The sequence below is a fragment of the Mesorhizobium sp. M1273 genome (assembly GCF_040318195.1).
Taxonomy (GTDB): domain Bacteria; phylum Pseudomonadota; class Alphaproteobacteria; order Rhizobiales; family Rhizobiaceae; genus Mesorhizobium.
On the sequence record NZ_JAMYLV010000002.1, the window covers coordinates 287758 to 310620 of the forward strand.

Below are 22863 nucleotides of genomic sequence, written 5' to 3' on the forward strand. Positions count from 1 at the left end.
CTGTCTGCTTACTTTCATCGCGTCGTGCAAGATAGTGCAGCGGCGTGCTCGTCGCGTTGCTTCCTACTTACCTGTAGTTTATCGTTTCGAACAAGACGAGGCGGGCGACCGCCTTCGCTCTTGACAATGTTCGCGCTGAGCGTCGGACGTTGAAGCGCAAAGCTGGTCGAAAAGGTCCTGAGCTTGACGAGAAGACCGGTCGAGATAGAACGACCAGAATTTCTGTCGCAGAACTTCGCTGCGGGACACAAAGATTCGCAGCCGGTTTTTGCGCGGGTAAAATGGTCGCGCGCTCGCCGTAACCGAAACTTAAGCTGCAAAAATCATTCTAATGCTTCGCTGGCTAGCAAGCCGCGAGTCAGATATGCAATGCGCGCCGGGTCAATAACGGCCGTCGGCACAACGGAAGGGGCATGATATGGCTAAGCAGTCATCCAAAGCGCCGGCATCCAAGGCACCGGCAAAGTCACCGGCAAAGAAAGCACCGGCAAAAGCAGCCGCGGCAAAGGCCGCAACTGCTGTGAAGAAAGCAGCACCCGCGGCCAAAGCGAAGGCCGCTGCGCCTAAGGCAAAAGCAGCGCCGGCCAAAAAGCCGGCCGCCAAGGCCGCGGCAAAACCGGCCGTGAAGAAAGCAGCACCTGCCAAGGCAAAAGCAGCACCGGCCAAGGCCAAGGCTGCACCGGCCAAGAAGCCGGCTGCAAAGGCCGTGGCGAAGCCCGCTGCGAAGAAGGCAGCACCGGCAAAGGCCGCCGCTGCGAAATCTTCCGCAGCAGTGAAGAAAGCAGCGCCCGCGGCCAAGCCGAAGGCAGCGCCCGCAAAGGCGAAGGCCAAGAAGTAGTCGCCGTTCTCCGATCGCCGGGGACAGTACTCAAGACAGCCATGGCGGGATGCCTAATAGGCGCCTCGCTTGCTGGCTGACGGTCGGGCAGGACGAGAAAGAGGCGGGAGGAAGACATCTTTTCGCAGCTCCCAGGACTTCGCCGTGCGGCGAAGTCCGGTGGGATTTTCGTGGCTGCCAAAACCAAACCTTCGGTGCAAGGCCTAGTTGGTAGTTGCTCGGATCTGGATTGTCCGACGCGCTCGCGTCTGCCGACGCACCTCCGATTCATCGCATCCGAACGCGAGACAATGGTTGTACGCTGGCGGCGCGGTTTTCCGCCTCTGGCCGTTGATGAACCCTGCATGATCGGTCAACGGTGCCCATGCACGAGCCCCTGTCGGAATCGATTTTCGATGAGGGTCATGCACGAAGTCACAATGCTACCGCTTCCTTTGCGCGTCCAATGGGGCATATGGAGCTGTAGCCGGCAAACAGGAATCGACAATGCCCAGACTGCTCTACGCGTCTACTTCTCCCTACAGTTCCAAGGTGCGCATGGCAGCACTTCATGCCGGCATCGCGGTCGATCTCGTGCCGATAAAGACCGAGGAAAGACCGGCCGCGCTGATCGGCGCCAATCCGCTCGGCAAGATCCCGGTGCTGGTGCTCGACGACGGCCGCTCGGTCCATGACAGTCGCGCCATCACCCAGCATCTCAACCGGATGTCGAAGAACGCATTGTTTCCGCGCAATCCCGACAAGCGCCTCGAGGCGGAGGTGCTGGAGGCATTGGCCGACGGCATCTGCGACTGCGCGCTGTCGATGGTCTACGAGCGGCGCACACGGCCGGAAGAGATGGTCTACCAGCCTTGGCTCGAGCGCCAGTGGACGAAGATTTCGGACGCGCTCGATCTGCTCAACGCAAACCCGCCGAAGCTGCCGAAGAAAATCACCCTCGGCCAGATCGCATTGCGCGCCTGCCTCGGCTATCTCTCGCTGCGCTTCGCTGGAAAATGGGAAAAGGGCCGCGGCCGGCTGACGCGCTGGGCGGCACGCTTCGACGAGAAATTCCCGGAGCTGAAGCCCGCCATCCCGGCTTGAGGGCGGGCGGCCTCAACCGGTGCCACAAAAAAAGCCGGGCGCGAGGCCCGGCTTTTTCGTGTCGTGGCTTGGACGACTTAGAACTTCATACCGACGCCGAAAGTGACGCGATTGTCGGTCGACTTGACCTTGCCGATACCGTCGAAGTCCTTCCTGCCGAAGTCCGTGTAACGATACTCGACACGGCCGAACACATTGTCGGTGATCTTGATGTCGGTACCGACGCCGGCTGTCCAGCCAAACTGCGTGTTGGTATCGCTTACGCCGGCAGCTTCAATCTTCTGGTTCTTCAGCGCGCCACCGGCGGTGCCGTAGAGCAGGATGTCCGGGGTGACAGCGTAGCCGAGGCGGGCACGCAGCGAGCCCTCGAAGCCACCCTTGGCCTCGATGCCGGCATCGTCGCCCTTGACGCCGTTGTAGCCGATATCGGCTTCGGCACCGTAGACGAAGTTCTCCTGCTGCCAGTTATAGCCGCCGAAGACGCCGCCGACAAAACCCTTGGTGTCGACGTCGACGCCAATGTCTTTGGCTTTGGCGTGGCCAGCGAAGCCGTAGCCGACGCTCACACCGGCATAGGGACCGGCCCAGGATGCGACCGGAAGTTCTGCGATCGGGGCAGGTGCCGGCGGCTCTTCCTGAACCACGTCCGCGGCATAGGCGGTTCCGCCGAGGGCGAACAGCCCAAACGCCACCGCGAGCGGTCGCGCAAATTTAAGATTGGCTTGCATTGTTCTTTACTCCTTAAGCCACAGGACACAGGCTTGTTGTTTATGAGCGCCCTCAACCCGTCCGGGGGATGAAACGGATCCGGCGTTCAACGGTTCCAAATGTCGTGTCGAAATGCGGCTGAAGCGAACCTGAACTTGGGTCATTCCCTGGCACGAATGAGGCAGAACCTTGACGTTGCATCTTCGCAACAGCGAATGTCAGCAGGTTCGCCGTGCTGCACTGCACACGGCTTGGTGTAAGGGCTCCAGAGCCCTATATTGCGGGCGGGCTGGCCCGAATTCCGGTCGAGCCAAAACGCCCACCGGGCACTTTGCCACAATCCTGCCCCAGGTGGAAATGGGATTTAACGCTTGGCGGGCCATAATTTGCCGGCGCGATCCCGGCAGGCCGGAATCGGCATCGGATTAAGGATTGACAGATGAGCAAGGTCGCCGCGACGGCACTGGTGACGGGCGGTGCGAAACGGATCGGCAGGGCGATCGTCGAAGATCTTGCCGCGCATGGTTTTGCCGTCGCCATTCACTGCAATCGCTCGCTGCCCGAGGCGGAGGCACTGGCGGCCGAGATCAACAGTGGTCATTTTGGTCGACATGGCCGGGCCGCAGTGATTGCTGCCGACCTGACCGAGATGGACGCCGTCAGCAACCTGGTCGGTCGCGCGGCGGCGGCGCTCGGGCCGGTGTCGCTGCTGGTCAACAACGCCTCGCTGTTCGAGCACGACAGCGTTGAGGATTTCGACTGGCCGGCCTGGGATCGCCATTTCGCCATGCACGTCAAGGCGCCGGCGCTGTTGGCACAGACTTTCGCCCGGGCCTTGCCGCAGAACAGTGAGGGGCTGATCGTCAACATGATCGATCAGCGCGTCTGGCGGCCGACGCCGCGTTATTTCTCCTATGCGCTGTCGAAGTCGACGTTGTGGGCGGCGACCGAGATGATGGCGCAGGCGCTGGGTCCCCGCATCCGTGTCAACGCCATTGGTCCTGGCCCGACCTTGAAGAACACGCGCCAGCACGACAGCGATTTCGATGCTCAGATTGCCGGGCTGATCCTGAAACGCGGCCCGGAATTGCCGGAATTCGGTGCCACTATCCGTTATCTCTGGGCGGCACGCTCGGTCACCGGCCAGATGATCGCGCTTGACGGCGGCCAGCATCTTGCATGGCAGACGCCCGATGTGACAGGCATGACGGAATGAGCCCCATGGACCAGAAACAAAAAACGCGCGGTGGCGCCGACGACCTGCCGCCCGAAATCGACCTCGAGGACGAGGCGGCCGAGGAGGTCGTCGAGCCTGCAGCCAGCGGTCCGGACGTTACCTTCACCGCCATCGACTGGACCCCGCATGCCGGCGACGCCGACGGTATGGTCGGCGCCGAGGTGATCCAGACGCTGGTAAAGCGGCTGCCCAATGCGCCCGGCGTCTACCGCATGATGAATGCCGCCGGCGACGTGCTCTATGTCGGCAAGGCACGCAGCCTGAAGAAGCGGGTCACCAGCTACGCGCAAGGCCGGTTCCACACCAGCCGTATCGGCCGCATGGTGCGCGAGACATCGACGATGGAGTTCGTCGTCACCCGCACCGAGATCGAAGCGCTGCTGCTTGAAGCCAACCTCATCAAGCGCTTGCGGCCACGCTTCAACGTGCTGATGCGCGACGACAAGTCGTTCCCCTATATCCTGTTGACCGGCGACCATGTCTCGCCCGGTATTTACAAGCACCGCGGCGCGCGCTCGCGCAAGGGCGACTATTTCGGCCCCTTCGCCTCGGCCGGCGCAGTTGGCCGTACCATCAACTCGCTGCAGCGCGCCTTCCTGCTCAGGAGCTGCACCGACTCCTTCTACGAGAACCGCACCCGGCCTTGCCTTTTGTTCCAGATCAAGCGCTGCGCCGGCCCGTGCACCGGCGAAATCTCGCACGGCGACTATGCAAGGCTTGTCGCCGAGGCGAAGGATTTTCTCTCCGGCCGCAGCCAGAAGGTGAAGACGGAGATCTCCGCCGCCATGCAGCAGGCTTCGGAGAACCTCGATTTCGAACGCGCCGCCATCTACCGCGATCGGCTGGCGGCGCTGTCGCATGTGCAGAGCCATCAAGGCATCAATCCGCAGACCGTCGACGAGGCCGATGTCTTCGCCATCCATCAGGAGGGCGGCCAGGTCTGCATCCAGGTGTTCTTCTTCCGCACCGGCCAGAACTGGGGCAACCGCGCCTATTTTCCCAAGGCCGATCCGGCGCTCGAAGCCGGCGAGGTGCTGGGATCGTTCCTGGCGCAGTTCTACGACGACAAGCCGACGCCGCGCACCATCCTGTTGTCGCATGGCGTCGAGGATCAGGAATTGCTGGCGGAGGCCCTCTCCACCCGCACCGGCCGCAAGGTGTCGATCTCCGTGCCGCAGCGCGGCGAGAAGAAGGACCTGACCGACAACGCGCTGCAGAACGCGCGCGAGGCGCTCGGCCGGCGGCTCGCCGAAACCTCGACCCAGGCGCGGCTGCTCACTGGCTTTGCCGAGACCTTCGGCCTGGAAAAGCCGCCGGTGCGCATCGAGGTCTATGACAACTCGCACATCATGGGCACCAACGCCGTCGGCGCCATGGTCGTCGCCGGGCCGGAAGGTTTTGTGAAGAACCAGTATCGAAAGTTCAACATCCGCTCGACCGAGATCACGCCGGGCGACGATTTCGGCATGATGCGCGAGGTGATGCAGCGGCGCTTCTCGCGGCTGTTGAAGGAACATGGTGACGCCCCGCAAACCGAGGGCGCGGACGAGGCGAGCCCTACCGAACCGGGCGACGATATCGAGGACGCGGGCGCCTTCCCCGCCTGGCCCGACGTCATCCTCATCGACGGCGGCCAGGGCCAGATGACGGCGGTGCGCAAGATTCTCGCCGATCTCGGCATCGAGGACCGCGTCGTGGCCATCGGCATCGCCAAAGGTCAGGACCGCGATGCCGGCCGCGAACGCTTCTTCGTCAAGGGCAAGGCCCCATTCTCGCTGCCCGTTCGCGATCCGGTGCTCTATTTCGTCCAGCGGCTGCGCGACGAGGTCCATCGCTTCGCCATCGGTTCGCACCGCGCCCGCCGCAAGAAGGAGATGGTCAAGAGCCCGCTCGACGAGATCAGCGGCATCGGCCCCGGCCGCAAGCGCGCGCTGCTGATGCATTTCGGTACGGCCAAGGCGGTCAGCCGTGCCGCCGTCGAGGACCTGGTCAAGGTCGACGGCATTTCGGAGCAGGTGGCGAAATTGGTCTACAATCATTTTCACGAGAGCTAAGACCTATTGCCGATATTTCGGCTGGCTAATCGATTCTGGCCTGTTGACCCCCCACATTCGCTTCTGATTTGACTAAGCAGGCAGAAAGAGTTCCCAAAACATGTCCCAGCGCGCGTTCAACCTGCCCAACATGCTCACCTACGCCCGCATCCTGGCGGTGCCGCTGGTGGTGCTGTGCTTCTTCCTGGAAGGCCATCTGAAATCGAGCGACTTCGCGCGCTGGTCGGCGCTCATCATTTTCCTGCTCGCCTCGATCACCGATTACTTCGACGGCTATCTGGCGCGCGCCTGGCAGCAGACCTCCAACATCGGCAAGATGCTCGACCCGATCGCCGACAAGCTGCTGGTCGCCACTTGCCTGCTGCTGCTTGCCGCCGACACCGACCGCCATGCCGGCATCGCCGGCTGGTCGCTATGGGCGGCGATCATCATCCTGTGCCGCGAGATCCTGGTCTCGGGCCTGCGCGAATATCTGGCGGCCTTGAAGGTCTCGGTGCCGGTGACGCAGCTCGCCAAATGGAAGACCACCATCCAGATGATCGCCATCGCCTTCCTGCTTGCAGGTCCCGCCGGCGACAAGATCTTCCCGCTGACCACCCAGACCGGGCTGGTGCTGCTGTGGATCGCAGCCCTGGTGACGCTCTACACCGGCTACGACTATTTCCGCGCGGGCCTCAAGCACATCATGGATGAATAGAATGTCGACGAAGCTCATCTATTTCGCCTGGGTGCGCGAGCGGATCGGCAGACCGGAGGAAGAGGTCGAACTGCCGGCCGGCATCGAAACGGTCGCCGACCTGTTGCGCTGGCTGAAATCGCGCGGCGAGGAGTACGAGAACGCGCTGCAATATCCTGACGTGATCCGCGTCGCCATCAACCAGGAACATGTCGAGCACCGCGAGAAGATTGCCGGCGCGCGCGAGATCGCGCTGTTCCCGCCGATGACCGGTGGCTGAACCATGTCCGCGGTGGTGCCCGTCGTGCGCATCCAGGCTGAGGATTTCGACGTCGCCGCCGAGATCGCCAGGCTGACCAAGGGTCGCAGCGACATCGGCGCTGTGGTGACCTTCTCCGGCGTTTGCCGCGACGAGCAAGGCAGGCTCTCCGCGCTCGAGCTCGAACATTATCCCGGCATGGCCGAAGCCGAGATTTCCCGCATCGCCGGCGAGGCAATCGAGCGCTGGCCGCTGCAGGGGCTCACCGTCATCCATCGCCACGGCAAGATCGCGCCGGGCGAAAACATCGTGCTGGTGGTGTCCGCTTCCGCCCACCGGCAGGCGGCGTTCGAGGCCGCGAATTTCCTGATGGACTATTTGAAATCACGGGCGCCGTTCTGGAAAAAGGAACACCATAGCGACGGTTCCGAGGGCGGCTGGGTCGACGCCAAGGAGGCCGACGACAAGGCGGTGGGGCGCTGGAAGCAGCCGCCGTCCAAATAAAATCCCTGGACAGCCATGCCCATACCCCGACAGCCATTCATTGACCGTAATCCTGCGAAACCCTTTGCCGGAAGGGGAGCAGGATCATGCTGGACAGGATCGCCGAGTTCTTCATCTTCGGACTGGTGCCGCTGGCCGTCGGCATCCTGGCCGTCCCGGATCGTTCCGCGGCTGCCGAAAAGACCCTCAAGGGCGAGGTGATGTATCGCGAGCGCATCGCGCTGCCGCCCAATGCCGTGCTTTCCGTGCAGCTTGCCGACGTGTCGCTGGCCGACGCGCCGGCCGCAATCATCGGTGAGCGCAAGGTGGTGCCGGCCGGCCAGGTGCCGATCAAGTTCGAGATCAGCTTCGATCCGCAGGTGATCCGGCCTGATATGACCTACGCGCTGCAGGCGCGCATCACTGTCGACGACCGGCTGCTGTTCGTCACAGATGCGCGCCACCAGGTCGACCCGCTCAGCGACGCGCCACAGACCATCATGCTGAAAATGGCGGCGCCAAGCGATGCGCCGGCGGCAGCCTCGGTGTTCGGCCAAAGCTGGCTGGTCGAATATATCGACGGTGTCGGCGTGATTGCCGAGCCGCGGGCGACATTCCGCATCAGCGAAGCCGGCAAGGCCGGCGGCAAAGGCCCTTGCAACGTCTATTTCGCCACCGCCAGGGTAGACGGCTCGACGATCGCCATCAGCGACATCGGCTCGACCTTCAAGGCCTGTGCGCCTCAGGTTATGGCCGAGGAAAAGGCGCTGTTCGAGGCGCTGGCCAAAGCGACATCCTACCACGTCGACGCCGGCAAGCTTGTCATCATTGACAGCGGCGGCCGCGACATTCTGCGCTTCAACGCCGCGGGCTAGCGCATCACCCAAGCCGATTACTCTCTGCGGCAGCTGCATGCCGATCACGTTGTGTTTCAGCGGGAATAGGCCGGGCAGGGGGCGCGTTAGTTCTTCATAAATGGCGGGTAAGGCAAAAGGGACGTTTGTCCCTTCGTTGAAGCCGCCAGAATGGCTGCGGCTCGTTCTGGCCTTAACTCAAAGGAGTCCAGACATGAAAACGCACACGCTTATCCTTGCCGCCACCGGTGCATCGCTCCTTGCCTTTACCGGCCTTGCCAAGGCGGACGACCATCTCGTCAATGCTCTTGACCACGGTCTCAAAGCGGACAGCCAACCGTTCCAGACCAACAAGGCCGGCCATAGCGGCGATCTCGCACCGGGGCAGGGCAGCCCGTTTTCAGGTGAAGAGACCAAGACCCCGTCCACCGACACGGAAGCGGCGAACGAACATGCGAACGTGAAGGAACGCGAGGCGAAATAGACTGGCAGAACCCGCCGCTAGGGGGCGGCGGGCGACATGTATCGGGCGACGATGCCGCATTTCATGCGATATTTCTCAATTCGTCGCGAGTTTGAATACCGCGCCATAGTGATAGGGCGGCACATCAACCAGCTCGGCGAGCTTGAACCCGCTCGCTTCCACCGACGCGGTGGTCTGTTCGGGTGACAGCCTGAGCTCGGTCTTTGGCCCGCGCGGCTCGCCCAGGACCGTGGTCTGCTCGCGCGGATACTGGTGCCAGTTGACGATGGCAAAACGACCGGCAGGGCCAAGCGTCGCGCGCACGGCGCGGGCAAGCCGCGGCCGATCCGGAACGCCGTGGAAAGCGTTGGCGATAAAGACGAAGTCGACGGTTTGAGGCACCAGCCTGGCAAGTTCATAGGCGTCGCCCGCCAAAAACTCGCAATTGCTCGCGCCTCCTTCGGCCAGCCGCAGCCTGGCGACTTCGAGCAGATCGGCATCAATGTCGATAGCGATCACATGACGGGCGACCCTGGCGATTGGCAGCGTGAACCAGCCGTCGCCGCAGCAGAGATCGACCACGTCCGTGCCGGGCTTCATGCCGACCGCCGCCAGGACACTGGCAGGCTCGGGCCACAGCGCTTCCCACCAGCCGCCGGTTGGCATTTCGGTGCCTTGGAAGAAACCGGGAATGGTGCTGGTCATGGCCTGGTCGGCTCCATTGTCGGGACCGCGTTTGATCCGCCCCTCCGAGCTTAACGCACCCGTGACCCGTCGAGGAGCCTGAAGCTGAAAATGTCGGCTACTGCATGTCGCGCAAAACTGTGCAGCGGTTTTGCGATAACGACATGCATCAAGACAAGAAACCTAAAGCGCGTCGCAGGAGGCCGGTCGAACGCGACGCGCTTTAGCAAAAAAGGCCGGCGTTGCGCCGGCCTCTTTGATGGGGTTCGGGATGCCGGCTCAGCCGACGATCTCGGTGTCCGAGAACCAGTATTTGATCTCCTGGGCGGCGGTTTCGGGCGCATCGGAACCATGCACGGAATTCTCGCCGATCGACAGCGCGTGCAGCTTGCGGATGGTGCCTTCGGCGGCGCTTGCCGGATTGGTGGCGCCCATCACTTCGCGGTTCTTGGCAATGGCGTTCTCGCCTTCCAGTACTTGCACGACTGTCGGGCCCGACGACATGGATTCGACCAGCTCGCCGAAGAACGGACGCTCCTTGTGGACGGCATAGAAACCTTCCGCCTCGCGGCGGCTCATCCACACCCGGCGCGAAGCGACGACGCGCAGGCCGGCATCTTCCAGTATCTTGGTGATAGCGCCGGTGAGGTTGCGACGGGTCGCGTCCGGCTTGATCATGGAAAAAGTGCGTTCGAGCGCCATGGGATCGTCCTTGTGATGGAGAGTGGAATTGAGGGTGGCGGGCTCTATACAAGCCGCCCGCCGGCTTGCCAAGGGGAGGCCGGTGCAGCGCGCATTTCTGCGCTGGGGCGGCGGACTTTCAAGTCGAACCATGCCGCCGCTCATCTTTTTGTTGAGCATCGGATTTTCCGACAACCGGTACCCACTTTGGATCCGACCGACTGGGCTATAGCGCGTCGTCGTCAGCCTGACCCAACGTCGTCATAACTGCATCTCGATCGTCAGGTTGGCCGTGTCGCCAGCCCCGAGGCCTTCGCGAACCCGCACCGCGGTCTTGATCGGCAAGAGCAGGCTGCCGGATTTCTTGTCGGGAAACAGCGATGTCCGCCATCTGGTCTGGCCGACGACGGCTTCCACGCCAAGCGAGCCCCAGGGCCTTGCCATCCCCACCATCGCCGTCTTGATCCGGGCCCCACACTCCGGCGGCAGCGTCACGAAATGCCAGCCGCCCTTGCCCGGATAGACCCAGATCTCGGCCTGCATGTCGTAGCGAAACATTCTATGCCCTTCCTCAGGTCAAGCCCGTCACGACTGGCCTTGCCACGGTCTCTTGTTGGCGATGCTGACGATCGGCGAAACCATCCGTGACGTCCACAGCCCTGCAGGGAGGAGTCATTCTTCCCCGCGCCATTCCACTACCGCCTTGTCACGATAGACGGCCGCCGCGTTTCCCAGCCTTCCCGTTCCAGTTCCGGCACGCTGTGGTTCTCGCTGGGGTAGCCGATGCAGAAGTAACCGATCAGCGTCCACTCCGGCGCCACATCCAGGATCGTCGCCATCTCGGCCGGATCGAGGATCGAGACCCAGCCCATGCCTATTCCTTCGGCGCGCGCCGCCAGCCACATCGTATGGACCGCCATGACAGCCGAATAGTCTATGGTGGCTGGCATGGTCTGGCGGCCGAGCCCATGCCCTTGCTCGGTTGCGCGGTCGGCGAAAACCGCAAGCTGGCAGGGCGCCTCATTCAGGCCGGCAAGCTTTAGGCGCGAATACAGGGCGGCGCGTTCACCGCAAAAGCTTTGGAGTGCCTCCGCGTTGCAGCGCTCGAAGCAGGCCCTGACGGCGGCGCGGCATGCTTCGCTCTCGGCGACGACGAAGCGCCAGGGCTGGCTCAGCCCGACGGACGGCGCGGCGCTGGCAAGCTCCAGTAGCCGCTCCAGCGCTCCATCGGGGAGCGGCGTCGGCTTAAATCGCCTGACGTCGCGCCGCCACAGGAAAAGGTTAGCGAGCGCAGCGCGAAAATCGGCCGGGAACTCTGGGTTTGCGGTCATGGCGCGCTGCCTTTGTTGTGATTGCCCGGTTCGCCGGATGTTCGTCTTGTTTGCTTCGATCCAGGCGCTGATGAGGCGCTTCGAGCGACACTTCGTCTACCCGCATTGTCGCATTTCGCCGGCTGGCAACTTTCAGCTAAGGCCGGACGACATCGCCGCGATCTACGCCGTTGGACCTCGATCGGCAAAACAAAACCCGCCTCGGCAGGCCGGGCGGGCGTCGGTGCGAATCATCACTATATCGAGATTAGTAGCATAGCTGCCGGCACAAAGCAAGAACAAAATGTGCCGCCGCCGATGAAAACTGCCGATTTCAACTCTCAAGGCGGGAGATCGCGGCCGCCGCGACGTTGCGGCCGAGGCCGCCATGGAGATCGAGGCATCGTTCGAACCATTGCGCCACGACGTCGCCGTCGTCGAGCAGCCGGTAGGGCGTGGCGATGCGCGCCCATTGCAACGCGCCGAAGACGATGTAATCGGCAAACAGCGCCGACCGGCCGCCGATGAAGGGCTGATAGCCAAGCATCGAGCGCAGCGGCTCCAGCGAGGCGCGGAAGTCGGCGAGCCCGGCGTCGCGGGTGGCGTAAATCGCCTCCAGGGGCTTGCCGAAGCGCTGCTCGCGGTTCTGCCGGAAATAGGCGGCGTTCGCCTCGTCCTGCATGGCGTGCAGGTCCAGTATCGCCGCGGTGGTGACGTAGGGATGGATGGTCAGCTGCGACCAGCGTTCGATGAAGCGCGCCGTCGCCTTGCCGCCGTCGCCGGAAAACAATGTCGGCCGCTCGGGATAGGCCTCCTCGAGATAGAGCGCGATGGCGAAGGAATCGGCGACCACCGTCTCGCCGTCTCGGATCACCGGAACGAGCTTCGAGACGCCGCCTTCCACCTTCGGCACTTCGAGGAAACGGGTCGGCACGCTGGCGATGTCGAGCCCTTTGTGGACCAGCGCCATCGCCGCCTTCCAGCAATGTGGGCTGAATGGGCGGGCGGCATCGCGTCCGACAAGGTCATAGAGCAGAATGGTCATTGGCGGCAGCGTCCTTGCAGTCTAACTATGCCCGAAACGGACCCGCGCAGGGGGGTCTCGCAGGTCGAGAGAAAATGAAACAGCATTTCAGGATGTTTGCGGCCTACAATCAATGGGCCAACGGCCGCATCTACGATGCCGCCGCCGATCTCGACGAGGAAGAGTTCGACCGCAATATCGGCGTCTTCTTCGGTTCGATGATGGGAACGCTCAATCACCTCCTGGCAGCCGACCGTATCTGGATGAAACGCTTCACCGGCGACGGCGACGCGCCGGCAAGGCTCGACACGGTCCTGCACCGCGCCTTGCCAGGCTTGCGGCTGGCGCGCGAGGCCGAGGACAAACGGATCATCGACTGGGTCGACGGCCTGAGCGACAAGGCGCTGTCGGGCCGCTTCTCCTACATGACCGTCTCGGATATGCGCACCGTCTCGCAGCGGCTGGCGCCGGCGCTCGACCACTTCTTCAACCACCAGACCCACCATCGCGGCCAGGCGCATGCGATCCTGACCATTCTGGGCAAGCCAAGCCTCGGACTGGACCTGACGATGTTCCAGCGCAGCGAGGAGGGCAGGGCCTTCGCCTGAACCTGGGGCGGCTGGTGAAGCGGACGGAGGATAGAGGACGATCTGCCGAGATTGCAAAACGCGCCGAAACATTTTATGGAGCGGATGGTCGTGAGGGCGGCCGCTTCAGCAGCATTCAGCAGCAACAGCGAGAATTGGCACGCATGCCCAATGAACCCTTGCGCCTTGTGGCGTTCTTCGCCGTGGTCTTGGCGCTTCTCAACTCCGGTTATTATTTCCACCAGGGCGACATTGTCGCGACCATCTATTTCATGATCGGCGCCATTCTTGTGACCGCGGTAACGCGGATGAGCATCAGACGGCAGCTGATTTAGGACCGATCTTCTTATCTGGCCGCCATCTCGACGGCTGGTTCGCTTCGACTGCGATCGAATTGAAAGCAAAGTCTTAGGACTTCGTTTGCGCTGTTGCTTCAAGGTAGCCTGCTGAAGCAGGAGCAAAAGCATGCAGATCGATTTGTCCCCAACGAGCTGGGGCAGGGTCGTGGCCGTTACCGTCGCGGGCACGGCGGTCTGCATTGCAGCCGCATTCCTCGTCGATTCCTTCAATTTCCCGTATTTGTCGCCGGAAGCGCTGTGGCGGGCGCAGCTCACAGACCTGCTGCTGCCGCTTGTCCTGGCCAGCTCGTTCTTCTTCTTCCTCATGTGGAAAATGCGCCAGCTGGCGATCGCGCAGAAGGTACTGGCCGTCGTCGCGGCGACCGACAGCCTGACGGCGGTATTCAACCGGGGTGCGTTTTCCATGCTCGTCGAGGCCTATCTCGAACAGGCCCGCAGCCATTCCGTCGTTAATGCCGGAGCCTTGCTGATCGTCGATGCCGACCATTTCAAATCCGTCAACGACCGCCTCGGCCACGACTGCGGAGACCAGGCGCTCAAGCTGATCGCCAGGACAATCCAGGGCCAGCTGCGCGGCGCCGACATCGTCGGCCGGATCGGCGGCGAGGAATTTGCGGTTTTCCTTCCCGGCGCAGATCCTTCGCAGTCGTGGCTGGTGGCGGAGACAATTCGCCGACGCGTCCGTGAGGCGGAGTTCTCGCCTGGCGGCCGGCCCTGTCCTCTCTCGGTCAGCATCGGCGGCGTCGCCTTCAGCGGGCCGACCACCTACGCCGAGATGTTCATGGTGGCGGACAAGCACCTTTACAGGGCCAAATCGAACGGCCGTGATCAGGTCAGTTTCGAAACCGCGGCAGCGGGCGACCCGCCGGGCGGCGGCCCGATGACGGTCCATTGATGGTCGTTTCTGTCAGGCGGCGTAGCCGCCGAGGCCCCGGGCGACCGGCTTGACCGAGACCGCCGGCTGGGCGGCCGGCCAGAGGATGCCTGCCGTTACGGCAAAGGTGATCAGGGCGTCGCGTGCCGCTTCGGGCGAGATATCGCCGGCACGTGCCGCCTCGCAGGCCTTCACCGCGGCGCCATAGCTCAGCCGGCGGCGCGAAGGCGGGAACTCGGTCAGGAATTCGTGCATCTCGGAGAACGAAGCGATCGTACGCTTGTAGCCGGCGCCAACGGTTAGGGCGACCGGGGTGGAAAACGTCCTGTCGTGCATTCTGGCCTCTCGAATGGGCGGAGGTCACGGCGGACGCCGTTCTCCGGTCTGGGGGTCGGGCAGAAACGCGGATCACGGCGCGAGGTTCCATGTCGCCGGGATTGTTTTTTCGCCGGCTCCGGGAGCGGTCGCCGGGCGAGCAGCGCCGACGTCGAGGCGGGTGCCTATTTCCACATGCCGCGCATGCGGGCGCCGAGGTCGACACGTACCTGCGGCTGGCGGCGCGGATCGTCCGGGGCCTGGACGCTGGCCCAAGCCAGCTGTTCGAAGGCGCCTAGGATCGAGCGCGGGATGAAGCGCGTGCGCGAGGCATAGACATGGCGGTCGCCGCGCGCCGCCTGGCCGTGGACGAAAAAGCGATGCGGCATGACCAGGTGCAGGCTGTCCTTGGCCCGCGTCATCGCCACGTAGAGCAGCCGCCGCTCCTCGTCGACGTCCTCCTTGCTGCCGACGCCGAGATCGATCGGGATGCAGCCGTCGACGGTGTTGAGCACGAAGACGTTCTTCCACTCCTGGCCCTTGGCCGAATGGATCGTCGACAGGATCAGATAATCCTCGTCGCGGTGCGGCGGGCCGGCCTCGTCGCTGGTCGCGTCCGGCGGATCGAGTGTCAGCTCGGTGAGGAAGCGCTCGCGCGACGCATAGCCGGAAGCGATCTGCTCGAGCTGCAGGAGATCGGCCCGGCGCGTCGTTGCATCCTCGTGGATGCGTTCCAGATGCGGCTCGTACCAGAGCCTGACCTGTTCGATGTCGGCCGGCCATTTTTGCGCGCCGGCGCGCAGGCCGCTATAGAGCGCGACAAAGCCCGGCCAGTCGTCGGCGGCACGCTGCGGCGGCCGATAGCGGGCAAGCCCCATCGTCTCGTCAAGCGAATTTGCCATGGTCTCGACGATCGCATTGGCGGCCGAAGGGCCAATGCCCGGCAGAAGTTGCAGCACGCGAAAGCCGGCGACGCGGTCGCGCGGGTTTTCGGCAAAGCGCAGTACAGCCAGCAAGTCCTTGACGTGAGCTGCATCGAGAAATTTCAGCCCGCCGAACTTGACGAAGGGGATGTTGCGGCGCGTCAGCTCGATCTCCAGCGGGCCGCTATGGTGCGAGGCGCGAAACAGCACCGCCTGTGCTTTGAGAACGGTGCCGGCCTCGCGTTCGGTGAGTATCGCCTGGCAGACATAGCTCGCCTGCTCGGTCTCGTCGCGCACGCTGACCAGCTTCGGCTTTTCCGCAGATTTGCGCTCGGTCCAGAGATTTTTGGTGAAACGTTCCGACGCTTCGCCGATTACCGCATTGGCGGCCGCCAGGATGGTCTCGGTCGAGCGGTAATTGCGCTCCAGCATGACGACTTCCGCCGGCTGCGCGAACTGCTTGGGAAAATCCAGGATATTGCGCACTTCCGCGGCGCGGAACGAATAGATCGACTGCGCGTCGTCGCCGACCACCGTCAGCCCAGATCCGTCGGGCTTGAGCGCCGTCAGGATCGATGCCTGCAGCCGGTTGGTGTCCTGGTATTCATCGACCAGCACATGGTCGAAACGCGCACCCAGATGTGCGGCGATTTCCGGCTCGCCGGCCATCTGCGCCCAGTAGAGCAGCAGGTCGTCGTAATCGAGCACATTCTGCGCCTGCTTGGCCTCGACATATCGTGCGAATAATTGCTTCAGCTGTTCGGCCCAGCCGGCGCACCACGGGAACACCGAACCCAGCACCTCGCCGAGCGCCGCCTGTGCGTTGACGGCGCGCGAATAGATCGCCAGGCAGGTGCCCTTGGTCGGGAAGCGGGCTTCGGTCTTCGAAAACCCAAGCTCGTGGCGGGCGAGGTTCATCAGGTCGGCGGAATCCTCGCGATCGTGGATGGTGAAGGCCGGATCGAGACCGATCTCCAGCGCATAATCGCGCAGCAGCCTGGCGCCGATGCCGTGGAACGTGCCGGCCCAGCTCAGCGCATCGGTGATCACCGAGGCATCGCGTCCCAGCACCTCGCCGGCGATGCGCTCGACCCGCTTGGCCATTTCCGCCGCGGCACGGCGCGAAAATGTCATCAAAAGGATGCGGCGCGGGTCGGCACCCCTGACGATCAGATGCGCGACCCGGTGCGCCAGCGTGTTGGTCTTGCCGGAGCCGGCGCCGGCAATCACCAGCAACGGCCCGGCGATCTTGCCGTCGCCATGTTCGACGGCAAGCCTCTGCTCGGCGTTGAGCTTCGCCAGATAGGCCGGCTGGAAGGACGAATCACGGGCGGCGAGGTTCATCGCCCATCAAGCATCGTTTCTGCTTTGTTCGCAACGGTTTGCGGAGCCGGAATAGGCCCCGTGAGCGAAGAAGCCTTGCGGGCAGGCCTGTCGACTAACGCTCGGGCTCGACGCCCATCCTTGCCGATTGCCGCCGTAGCGCCTCGCGATCGTCCTGTGGCGGTGGCAACAGCAGCGGATCGAAATCGTCGGGCACCTCATCGATCACTTTCTTGGCGACGCGATAGGCGACATAGACGATTGCCCCGGCGATGAGCAGACGGATCATGCCTTCCTCCATTGATTGTGCAGCAACCGGAGACGCGGCATTTTGTTCCCGGGCCCCTTGGCGAATGCGGGAACGACACCGGCCGCGCAACCAAATCGCCGACGCCTCGTTGTCGGGCGAGAGGAGACTGCGATGAAAAAGCGCTCAATCCTGCTGCTTATGGCAGCTCTGACTGTTGCGGGTTGCGACAACAATATCCAGCCGACCAAGGCCCCTGGCGACACGGTCGATCAGAACCCGCAGGTCGACAAGAATCCGGTGCCGAAATCGACGACCGGCGGCGATCAGCCCGGCACGCCGCCGAAACAATGACCGCCTCAAATGGCGTCGGCGCCGGTCAAGGAAGGTGGCCGGCGCCGCTTGGGAGGAAGCTGATGGCGCCGGCCAGGCGGAGATCAGGCCCGCCGCACATCCAAGGATAGCCGAGTCTTTCCGCAGCGTCATGGTCGATAGCGTACAGACGGCACACCCCTGTGGACAAACCTGCCGGCCACAGCAGCGTTTGTTCATCACATAGTTCATTCTTCCCATGGAACAAACCAAGCTGCTGCGTGTTTGGATGTCGATCGGACGCTCCCAAGGCCGCCGTTCACGAAAGAGCCCGCTCTCCTTGTCCCCCCTCAGGATAGCGGGTTGTTTTTGCGTTTTGCGGGAAGTCGCGGCGCGCGGGGTCGACATCACCAGCTTTGTCGGTTTTCGCGGCTTATGCGGCGAACCGGGGCTCAAGCCCTTGCGAAGCATGGTTGTCCCGTGCAAAAGCCCGGCCATGCTGATCATCAACGACCTTTCGCTCCGCATGGCCGGACGCCTGCTTCTCGACCATGCCTCACTGACCTTGCCGGCCGGTAGCAAGGCTGGCCTTGTCGGCCGCAACGGCACCGGCAAGACGACCCTGTTCAAGGCGATCACCGGCGACCTCGCCTCCGAGACCGGCTCGATCAGCCTGCCCAAGAACACGCGCATCGGCCAGGTGGCGCAGGAAGCGCCGGGCACCGAGGAGCCGCTGATCGAGATCGTGCTCAAGGCCGACCTCGAACGGAGTGCGCTGCTCGAAGAGGAAAAGACGGCGGCCGACCCGCACCGCATCGCCGACATCCACATGCGGCTGGCCGATATCGATGCGCACTCGGCCGAGTCACGCGCGGCCACCATTCTCGCCGGCCTCGGCTTCGACGATGCCGCGCAGCGGCGCCCGGCCTCGTCCTTCTCCGGTGGCTGGCGCATGCGCGTCGCGCTGGCCGCCGTGTTGTTTGCCGAGCCCGATCTGCTGCTGCTCGACGAGCCGACCAATTATCTCGACCTCGAAGGCACGCTGTGGCTGGAAAACTACGTGTCGAAATATCCGCATACCGTGCTGCTGATTTCGCACGATCGCGACCTGCTCAACCGCGCCGTTAATTCGATCGTCCATCTCGACCAGAAGAAGCTGACCTTCTGGCGCGGCGGCTACGACCAGTTCGAGCGCCAATACACCGAGCAGCGCGAATTGCAGGAGAAGGGCCGCGTCAAGCAGGAAGCCGCGCGCAAGCACATGGAATCCTTCGTCGAGCGCTTCCGCGCCAAGGCATCGAAGGCGAGGCAGGCGCAGTCCCGCATCAAGGCGCTGGAGAAGATGAAGCCGATCGCCGCGATCGTGAACGACACGGTGCGGCCGTTCTCCTTTCCGGAGCCGGTGAAGGCGGTGGCCTCGCCGATCATTGCGCTGAACAACGTCAATGTCGGCTACACCGAGGGTGCGCCGATCCTGAAGAAGATGACGCTGCGCATCGATGCCGACGACCGCATCGCGCTGCTCGGCGCCAACGGCAACGGCAAGTCGACCTTCGCCAAGCTTTTGGCCGGCCGGCTGAAGCCGGAGACCGGCAGCATGACCGTGGCGCCCGGGCTGAAAGTGGCAATCTTCGCCCAGCACCAGCTCGACGACCTCAGGCCCGATGAAAACGCCTATGAACACGTCCGCCGGCTGATGCCGGACGCGCCGGAATCCAAGGTGCGCGGCCGCGTCGCCCAGTTCGGCCTGACCACCGAAAAGATGAATACCGCGGCCAAGGATCTGTCCGGCGGCGAGAAGGCGCGGCTCCTGATGGGCCTGTCGGCCTTCGAGGGGCCGAACCTTTTCATCCTCGACGAGCCGACCAACCATCTTGATATCGACAGCCGTGAATCGCTGATCCATGCGCTGAACGATTTTCCCGGCGCGGTCATCCTGATCTCGCACGACCGCCATCTGCTCGAAGCGACCGCCGATCGGCTTTGGCTGGTCAAGGACGGCGCGGTTAATCCGTATGACGGCGATCTCGAGGATTACAAGACACTGGTCACCGGCGTCTCCGGCGACCGCCGCGGCAAGCGCGAGGCGGAAAAGGCGTCGAAGGCCGACCGCCGCCGCGACGCAGCCGCGCGCCGCGCCGCCTTCGAGCCGCTGGCTAAGGACATCCGCGCCACCGAAGCGCTGATGGACCGCCTCCGCAAGCGCATCGACCTGATCGAGGACGAACTCGCCAACCCGGCCGTCTACGAAAAGGACCCGTCGACCGCGACAAGGCTGGCCAAGGAGCGCTCACAACTTGCGCAACAGCTGGCCGGCCATGAGGAAAAATGGCTGTCGATGTCGGCGGAGTACGAGGAAGGCACGGCGGAGTAGGACGATGTCGACAAAACTTTGGATCGAAGCTGCCAAGGTTTTGGTTGTCAATTCCGAAGCTGTCGTAAAATGCCCTGAGTGTGGAGACGGCAATCTGCTGGTCATCGACGCCGGAGCCGGATCATCGCATGTCGAGCGCCACATACATTGCCCGAAATGCGGCGCCTACAACGCCTTGCTCAAGCGCATTGATGGCGGGTAACTGGCCCTACACGCCGCCGCCATAAACGGCTAGTTTGCACCCATGAATCAGTATGCCAAGCTCAAAATCGGCCATTCGGCCTGCCCGCATGATTGCCCCTCGACCTGCGCGCTCGAGGTCGAGCTGCTCGACGACAAGCGCATCGGCCGTGTCCATGGCGCCAAGGCCAACAGCTATACGGCCGGCGTCATCTGCGCCAAGGTCGCCCGTTACGCCGATCGCGTCCATCATCCCGACCGCCTGATGAAGCCGCTGGTCCGTGCCGGCGGCAAGGGCGCGGGCGCCTGGAAGGAATCCAGCTGGGAGGCGGCGCTCGACCTCGTCGCCGAAAGGTTCATAGCCGCCGAGGCAAAATATGGCTCGGAGACGGTCTGGCCCTATTACTATGCCGGCACGATGGGTCTGGCGCAGCGCGACGGCATCGAGCGGCTCAGGCACGCCAAAAAATATTCCGGCTTCTTCGGTTCGATCTGCACCAATCTGGCCTGGACCGGCTGGATGATGGGCGCCGGCGCGCTGCGCGGCCCCGACCCGCGCGAAATGGCAAAGTCCGACTGCGTGGTGATCTGGGGCACCAACGCCGTGGTCACGCAGGTCAACGTCATGACCCACGCCATCAAGGCGCGCAAGGAACGCGGCGCCAAGATCGTCGTCATCGACGTCTACGAAAATGCAACGATGAAGCAGGCCGATCTCGGCCTGGTGCTGAAGCCCGGCACTGACGGCGCGCTGGCCTGCGCGGTGATGCACGTGCTGTTCCGTGACGGCATGGCCGACAGCGCCTATCTGGAAAAATACACCGACGATCCGCACGGTCTGGAAGCGCATCTCAGCACAAAGACGCCGCAATGGGCCGCTGATATCAGCGGGCTTTCTGTCGACGAAATCGAGGCCTTCGCCCGTCTCGTCGGCACGACGAAGAAGACCTACTTCCGCCTCGGCTACGGTTTTTCGCGGCAGCGCAACGGTTCGGTCAACATGCATGCCGCGGCCTCGATCGCCGCGGTTACCGGCTGCTGGCAATATGAGGGCGGCGGCGCCTTCCATTCCAATTCGGGCATCTTCAAGCTCAACCAGGAACTGCTCGAAGGCACACGGATGCGCGACCCCGCGATCCGTCATCTCGATCATTCGCGGATCGGCCCGGTGCTGACCGGGGCTGAGGATGCGCTCTATGGCGGCCCGCCGGTGACGGCGCTGCTGATCCAGAACACCAATCCGGTCAATGTCGCGCCGGAGCAGCGGCTGGTGAAGCAAGGCTTTCTGCGCGACGATCTGTTTTCCTGCGTGCACGAGCAGTTCATGACCGACACCGCCAAGCTCGCCGATGTCGTCCTGCCGGCGACGATGTTTCTCGAGCATGACGACGTCTACAAGGGCGGCGGCAACCAGCACATCACCCTCGGGCCGAAGCTGATCGATCCGCCGGAAGGTCCGCGCACCAACCATTTCGTCATCGAGGAGCTCGGCAAAAGGCTTGGTATCGCCGATCGCCCTGGCTTCGGCATGACCGAGCAGCAGCATATCGACATCATCCTGGGCAAGCGCGGGCTGGGCAGCTTTTCGAGCCTGAAAGAGCAGAAATGGGTCGATTTGCAGCCGGATTTCGAGGCCGCACATTTCCTGGACGGCTTCGGCCATGCCGACAAGAAATTCCATTTCCGCGCCGACTGGACGGGCCAGGCCGCACCCAACCGGCCGCCGAAAAGCATGGGCCTGTTCGGACCCGTGGCGAACCTGCCGGAATTCCCCGACCACGTCGACCTGATCGAGGTGGCTGATGAGAAGCATCCGTTCCGGCTGACCACCTCGCCGGCGCGCAATTTCCTCAATTCGACCTTTGCCGAAACGCCGGTGTCGAAGGCGAAGGAGGGAAGGCCGGAGTTGCTCCTGCATCCCGATGATGCGGCGGCACTCGGCGTCGCCGACGGCGGCCGTGTCGAGGTCGGCAACCAGCGCGGCGAGGTGGTGCTGCACGCAAAGCTGTTCGACGGCATCAAGCGCGGCGTCGTCGTCGCCGAAGGCATCTGGCCGAACAGCGCCCATGAGCGCGGCGAGGGCATCAACGTGCTGACCGGCGCCGATGCACCGGCGCCCTACGGCGGCGCCGCCTTCCACGACAACAAGGTCTGGCTGCGCCCGGCGCATTGAGCGTCGGAACGATATCTCCATCCGGCCGTTTTCGCGTGGCGGGTGGAGGCATTGTCATGGCAGAAGTGTTGCCGGCGCCGGATCCTATCGGAAGGACACTGTCGTCCGGCGAACTCGTAACCACAATGTCCCACTTTCATCGCGCCGAGATTGCGCGCATGGCTGGGTGGCGCGACCGCCTGGACCGGACGAGCAACTGGGCGATAACCGTTGTCGCAGCCATGCTGTCCGTTTCGCTTTCGACAGCCAGCGCTCACCATGGCGTGCTGCTGTTTGCCATGCTGCTTGTTCTGCTGCTGCTGTGGATAGAAGCCCGCCGATATCGCTTCTTCGACTTCTATCGGGCTCGCGTGCGCCAGTTCGAACGGCACTATTTCGCGCAGATATTCTCGCCGCAGCCGGACTTCGCGTCCGATTGGCTGTTGATCGTCGGCGAGAGCCTGCGCGCGCCGAAATTCCTGATTTCGCAACGCGTGGCTTTGGCGCGCCGCCTGCGTCGCAATTACATCTACATGCTGCTGATTCTGCTGCTGGCCTGGATCCTCAAACTGTCGACCCCCAGTCTTCTGACCGAAGGCGTCCGCATCGGCTTCGTCGGGTCGATGCGTGAGGCCGTCACCAGTGCTGCCCTGGGTCCCGTTCCTGGTGGCGCCATCGTCGTGCTGGTCGCCGTCCTCTATGCAGGCCTGCTGGTGACAGCCTTTCTGACAGAGAGCGACGACGGCGAACTCTCCTTCGGTGACGTCCACGTCTAGCAACGCAACGCCCTGTCGCGCGTTGTTGGACACGTGCATTGGGCGATGGGGGTTTCATGGCTTGGCAGGCTCCGACACGTTCCAGCC

Annotated in this window: 26 protein-coding genes; 17 read left to right on the plus strand and 9 right to left on the minus strand. The window is 63.4% G+C overall.

Features of this window, described 5'->3' with window-relative positions:
* The first annotated feature begins 418 nt into the window (after positions 1-418).
* Positions 419-838, plus strand: coding sequence for a hypothetical protein (locus NKH30_RS03900; RefSeq protein ID WP_352493235.1), 420 nt, complete (start codon positions 419-421; stop codon positions 836-838).
* Positions 839-1324: 486 nt separating this feature from the next.
* A complete protein-coding gene (locus NKH30_RS03905) occupies positions 1325-1921 on the plus strand; it encodes a glutathione S-transferase family protein (protein ID WP_352472598.1) in 597 nt (198 codons plus the stop codon).
* Positions 1922-1998: 77 nt separating this feature from the next.
* On the opposite strand, the gene NKH30_RS03910 is transcribed toward NKH30_RS03905, so the two are convergent.
* The gene (locus tag NKH30_RS03910) at positions 1999-2649 is read right to left on the minus strand and encodes an outer membrane protein (RefSeq protein ID WP_292662341.1); all 651 of its coding nucleotides are present in this window, start codon (positions 2647-2649) and stop codon (positions 1999-2001) included.
* A 419-nt stretch (positions 2650-3068) separates the two neighbouring features.
* On the opposite strand from NKH30_RS03910, the gene NKH30_RS03915 reads away from it, so the two are divergent.
* From NKH30_RS03915 to NKH30_RS03945, 7 genes are all read left to right on the plus strand, one after another.
* Positions 3069-3845: an SDR family oxidoreductase gene (locus NKH30_RS03915; protein ID WP_352994259.1), complete on the plus strand. Its 777-nt coding sequence runs from the start codon at positions 3069-3071 to the stop codon at positions 3843-3845.
* Positions 3842-5920: an excinuclease ABC subunit UvrC gene (gene uvrC, locus NKH30_RS03920; protein ID WP_352472600.1), complete on the plus strand. Its 2079-nt coding sequence runs from the start codon at positions 3842-3844 to the stop codon at positions 5918-5920. Before NKH30_RS03915 ends, uvrC begins: the two co-directional genes overlap by 4 nt.
* Before the next feature lie 100 nt (positions 5921-6020).
* A complete protein-coding gene (gene pgsA, locus NKH30_RS03925) occupies positions 6021-6617 on the plus strand; it encodes a CDP-diacylglycerol--glycerol-3-phosphate 3-phosphatidyltransferase (RefSeq protein WP_023719790.1) in 597 nt (198 codons plus the stop codon).
* A 1-nt stretch (position 6618) separates the two neighbouring features.
* Positions 6619-6876 carry a molybdopterin converting factor subunit 1 gene (gene moaD, locus NKH30_RS03930; protein ID WP_023677674.1) on the plus strand — a complete coding sequence of 86 codons (258 nt, stop codon included), beginning with the start codon at positions 6619-6621 and terminating at the stop codon, positions 6874-6876.
* Positions 6877-6879: 3 nt separating this feature from the next.
* On the plus strand, positions 6880-7359 hold the full coding sequence (locus NKH30_RS03935) for a molybdenum cofactor biosynthesis protein MoaE (protein WP_352994263.1): 480 nt from the start codon (positions 6880-6882) through the stop codon (positions 7357-7359).
* Between the two features lie 86 nt (positions 7360-7445).
* Complete coding sequence (locus tag NKH30_RS03940; protein WP_352994265.1) at positions 7446-8213, plus strand: YbaY family lipoprotein; 768 nt, start codon at positions 7446-7448, stop codon at positions 8211-8213.
* A gap of 193 nt (positions 8214-8406) precedes the next feature.
* Entirely contained in the window at positions 8407-8676 is a 270-nt protein-coding gene (locus tag NKH30_RS03945; protein WP_023677671.1) for a hypothetical protein, read from the plus strand.
* Between the two features lie 75 nt (positions 8677-8751).
* Here NKH30_RS03945 and NKH30_RS03950 read toward each other — a convergent pair whose 3' ends face one another.
* The 5 genes from NKH30_RS03950 to NKH30_RS03970 form a co-directional block, all read right to left on the minus strand.
* A complete protein-coding gene (locus NKH30_RS03950) occupies positions 8752-9360 on the minus strand; it encodes a class I SAM-dependent methyltransferase (protein WP_352684997.1) in 609 nt (202 codons plus the stop codon).
* Between the two features lie 258 nt (positions 9361-9618).
* Positions 9619-10041, minus strand: coding sequence for a nucleoside-diphosphate kinase (gene ndk / locus NKH30_RS03955; protein WP_023677669.1), 423 nt, complete (start codon positions 10039-10041; stop codon positions 9619-9621).
* Between the two features lie 240 nt (positions 10042-10281).
* On the minus strand, positions 10282-10578 hold the full coding sequence (locus NKH30_RS03960) for a DUF1905 domain-containing protein (RefSeq protein WP_352994268.1): 297 nt from the start codon (positions 10576-10578) through the stop codon (positions 10282-10284).
* A gap of 137 nt (positions 10579-10715) precedes the next feature.
* Positions 10716-11351: a 5,6-dimethylbenzimidazole synthase gene (gene bluB / locus NKH30_RS03965; protein ID WP_352820226.1), complete on the minus strand. Its 636-nt coding sequence runs from the start codon at positions 11349-11351 to the stop codon at positions 10716-10718.
* Positions 11352-11664: 313 nt separating this feature from the next.
* A complete protein-coding gene (locus NKH30_RS03970) occupies positions 11665-12375 on the minus strand; it encodes a glutathione S-transferase family protein (RefSeq protein WP_352994270.1) in 711 nt (236 codons plus the stop codon).
* Positions 12376-12449: 74 nt separating this feature from the next.
* On the opposite strand from NKH30_RS03970, the gene NKH30_RS03975 reads away from it, so the two are divergent.
* The 3 genes from NKH30_RS03975 to NKH30_RS03985 all read left to right on the plus strand — a co-directional run bounded on the left by NKH30_RS03975 (position 12450) and on the right by NKH30_RS03985 (position 14195).
* Positions 12450-12962, plus strand: coding sequence for a DinB family protein (locus tag NKH30_RS03975; protein ID WP_352994273.1), 513 nt, complete (start codon positions 12450-12452; stop codon positions 12960-12962).
* A gap of 14 nt (positions 12963-12976) precedes the next feature.
* Positions 12977-13276: a hypothetical protein gene (locus NKH30_RS03980; protein WP_352771129.1), complete on the plus strand. Its 300-nt coding sequence runs from the start codon at positions 12977-12979 to the stop codon at positions 13274-13276.
* 130 nt (positions 13277-13406) lie between these two features.
* Positions 13407-14195, plus strand: a complete 789-nt coding sequence (locus NKH30_RS03985; RefSeq protein WP_352994275.1) for a GGDEF domain-containing protein — start codon at positions 13407-13409, stop codon at positions 14193-14195.
* A gap of 12 nt (positions 14196-14207) precedes the next feature.
* Here the strand turns inward: NKH30_RS03985 and NKH30_RS03990 are convergent, their stop codons facing one another.
* From NKH30_RS03990 to NKH30_RS04000, 3 genes are all read right to left on the minus strand, one after another.
* Positions 14208-14510: a DUF982 domain-containing protein gene (locus NKH30_RS03990; RefSeq protein ID WP_352472610.1), complete on the minus strand. Its 303-nt coding sequence runs from the start codon at positions 14508-14510 to the stop codon at positions 14208-14210.
* A 164-nt stretch (positions 14511-14674) separates the two neighbouring features.
* A complete protein-coding gene (locus NKH30_RS03995) occupies positions 14675-16756 on the minus strand; it encodes an ATP-dependent helicase (protein ID WP_352994277.1) in 2082 nt (693 codons plus the stop codon).
* A 94-nt stretch (positions 16757-16850) separates the two neighbouring features.
* Positions 16851-17024 (minus strand): hypothetical protein, encoded by a 174-nt coding sequence (locus NKH30_RS04000; protein ID WP_023677660.1) that lies wholly within the window; start codon positions 17022-17024, stop codon positions 16851-16853.
* A 132-nt stretch (positions 17025-17156) separates the two neighbouring features.
* Between NKH30_RS04000 and NKH30_RS04005 the strand changes: the two genes are divergently transcribed.
* The 5 genes from NKH30_RS04005 to NKH30_RS04025 all read left to right on the plus strand — a co-directional run bounded on the left by NKH30_RS04005 (position 17157) and on the right by NKH30_RS04025 (position 22776).
* Entirely contained in the window at positions 17157-17336 is a 180-nt protein-coding gene (locus tag NKH30_RS04005) for a hypothetical protein (protein ID WP_023677659.1), read from the plus strand.
* Positions 17337-17790: 454 nt separating this feature from the next.
* The gene (locus NKH30_RS04010; RefSeq protein ID WP_352994279.1) at positions 17791-19668 is read left to right on the plus strand and encodes an ABC-F family ATP-binding cassette domain-containing protein; all 1878 of its coding nucleotides are present in this window, start codon (positions 17791-17793) and stop codon (positions 19666-19668) included.
* Between the two features lie 4 nt (positions 19669-19672).
* Positions 19673-19870 (plus strand): hypothetical protein, encoded by a 198-nt coding sequence (locus NKH30_RS04015; protein WP_352541645.1) that lies wholly within the window; start codon positions 19673-19675, stop codon positions 19868-19870.
* A 42-nt stretch (positions 19871-19912) separates the two neighbouring features.
* Positions 19913-22021, plus strand: a complete 2109-nt coding sequence (locus tag NKH30_RS04020) for a molybdopterin-containing oxidoreductase family protein (protein WP_352994281.1) — start codon at positions 19913-19915, stop codon at positions 22019-22021.
* A 56-nt stretch (positions 22022-22077) separates the two neighbouring features.
* On the plus strand, positions 22078-22776 hold the full coding sequence (locus tag NKH30_RS04025; RefSeq protein ID WP_352616706.1) for a DUF2270 domain-containing protein: 699 nt from the start codon (positions 22078-22080) through the stop codon (positions 22774-22776).
* The last annotated feature ends 87 nt before the right edge of the window (positions 22777-22863 follow it).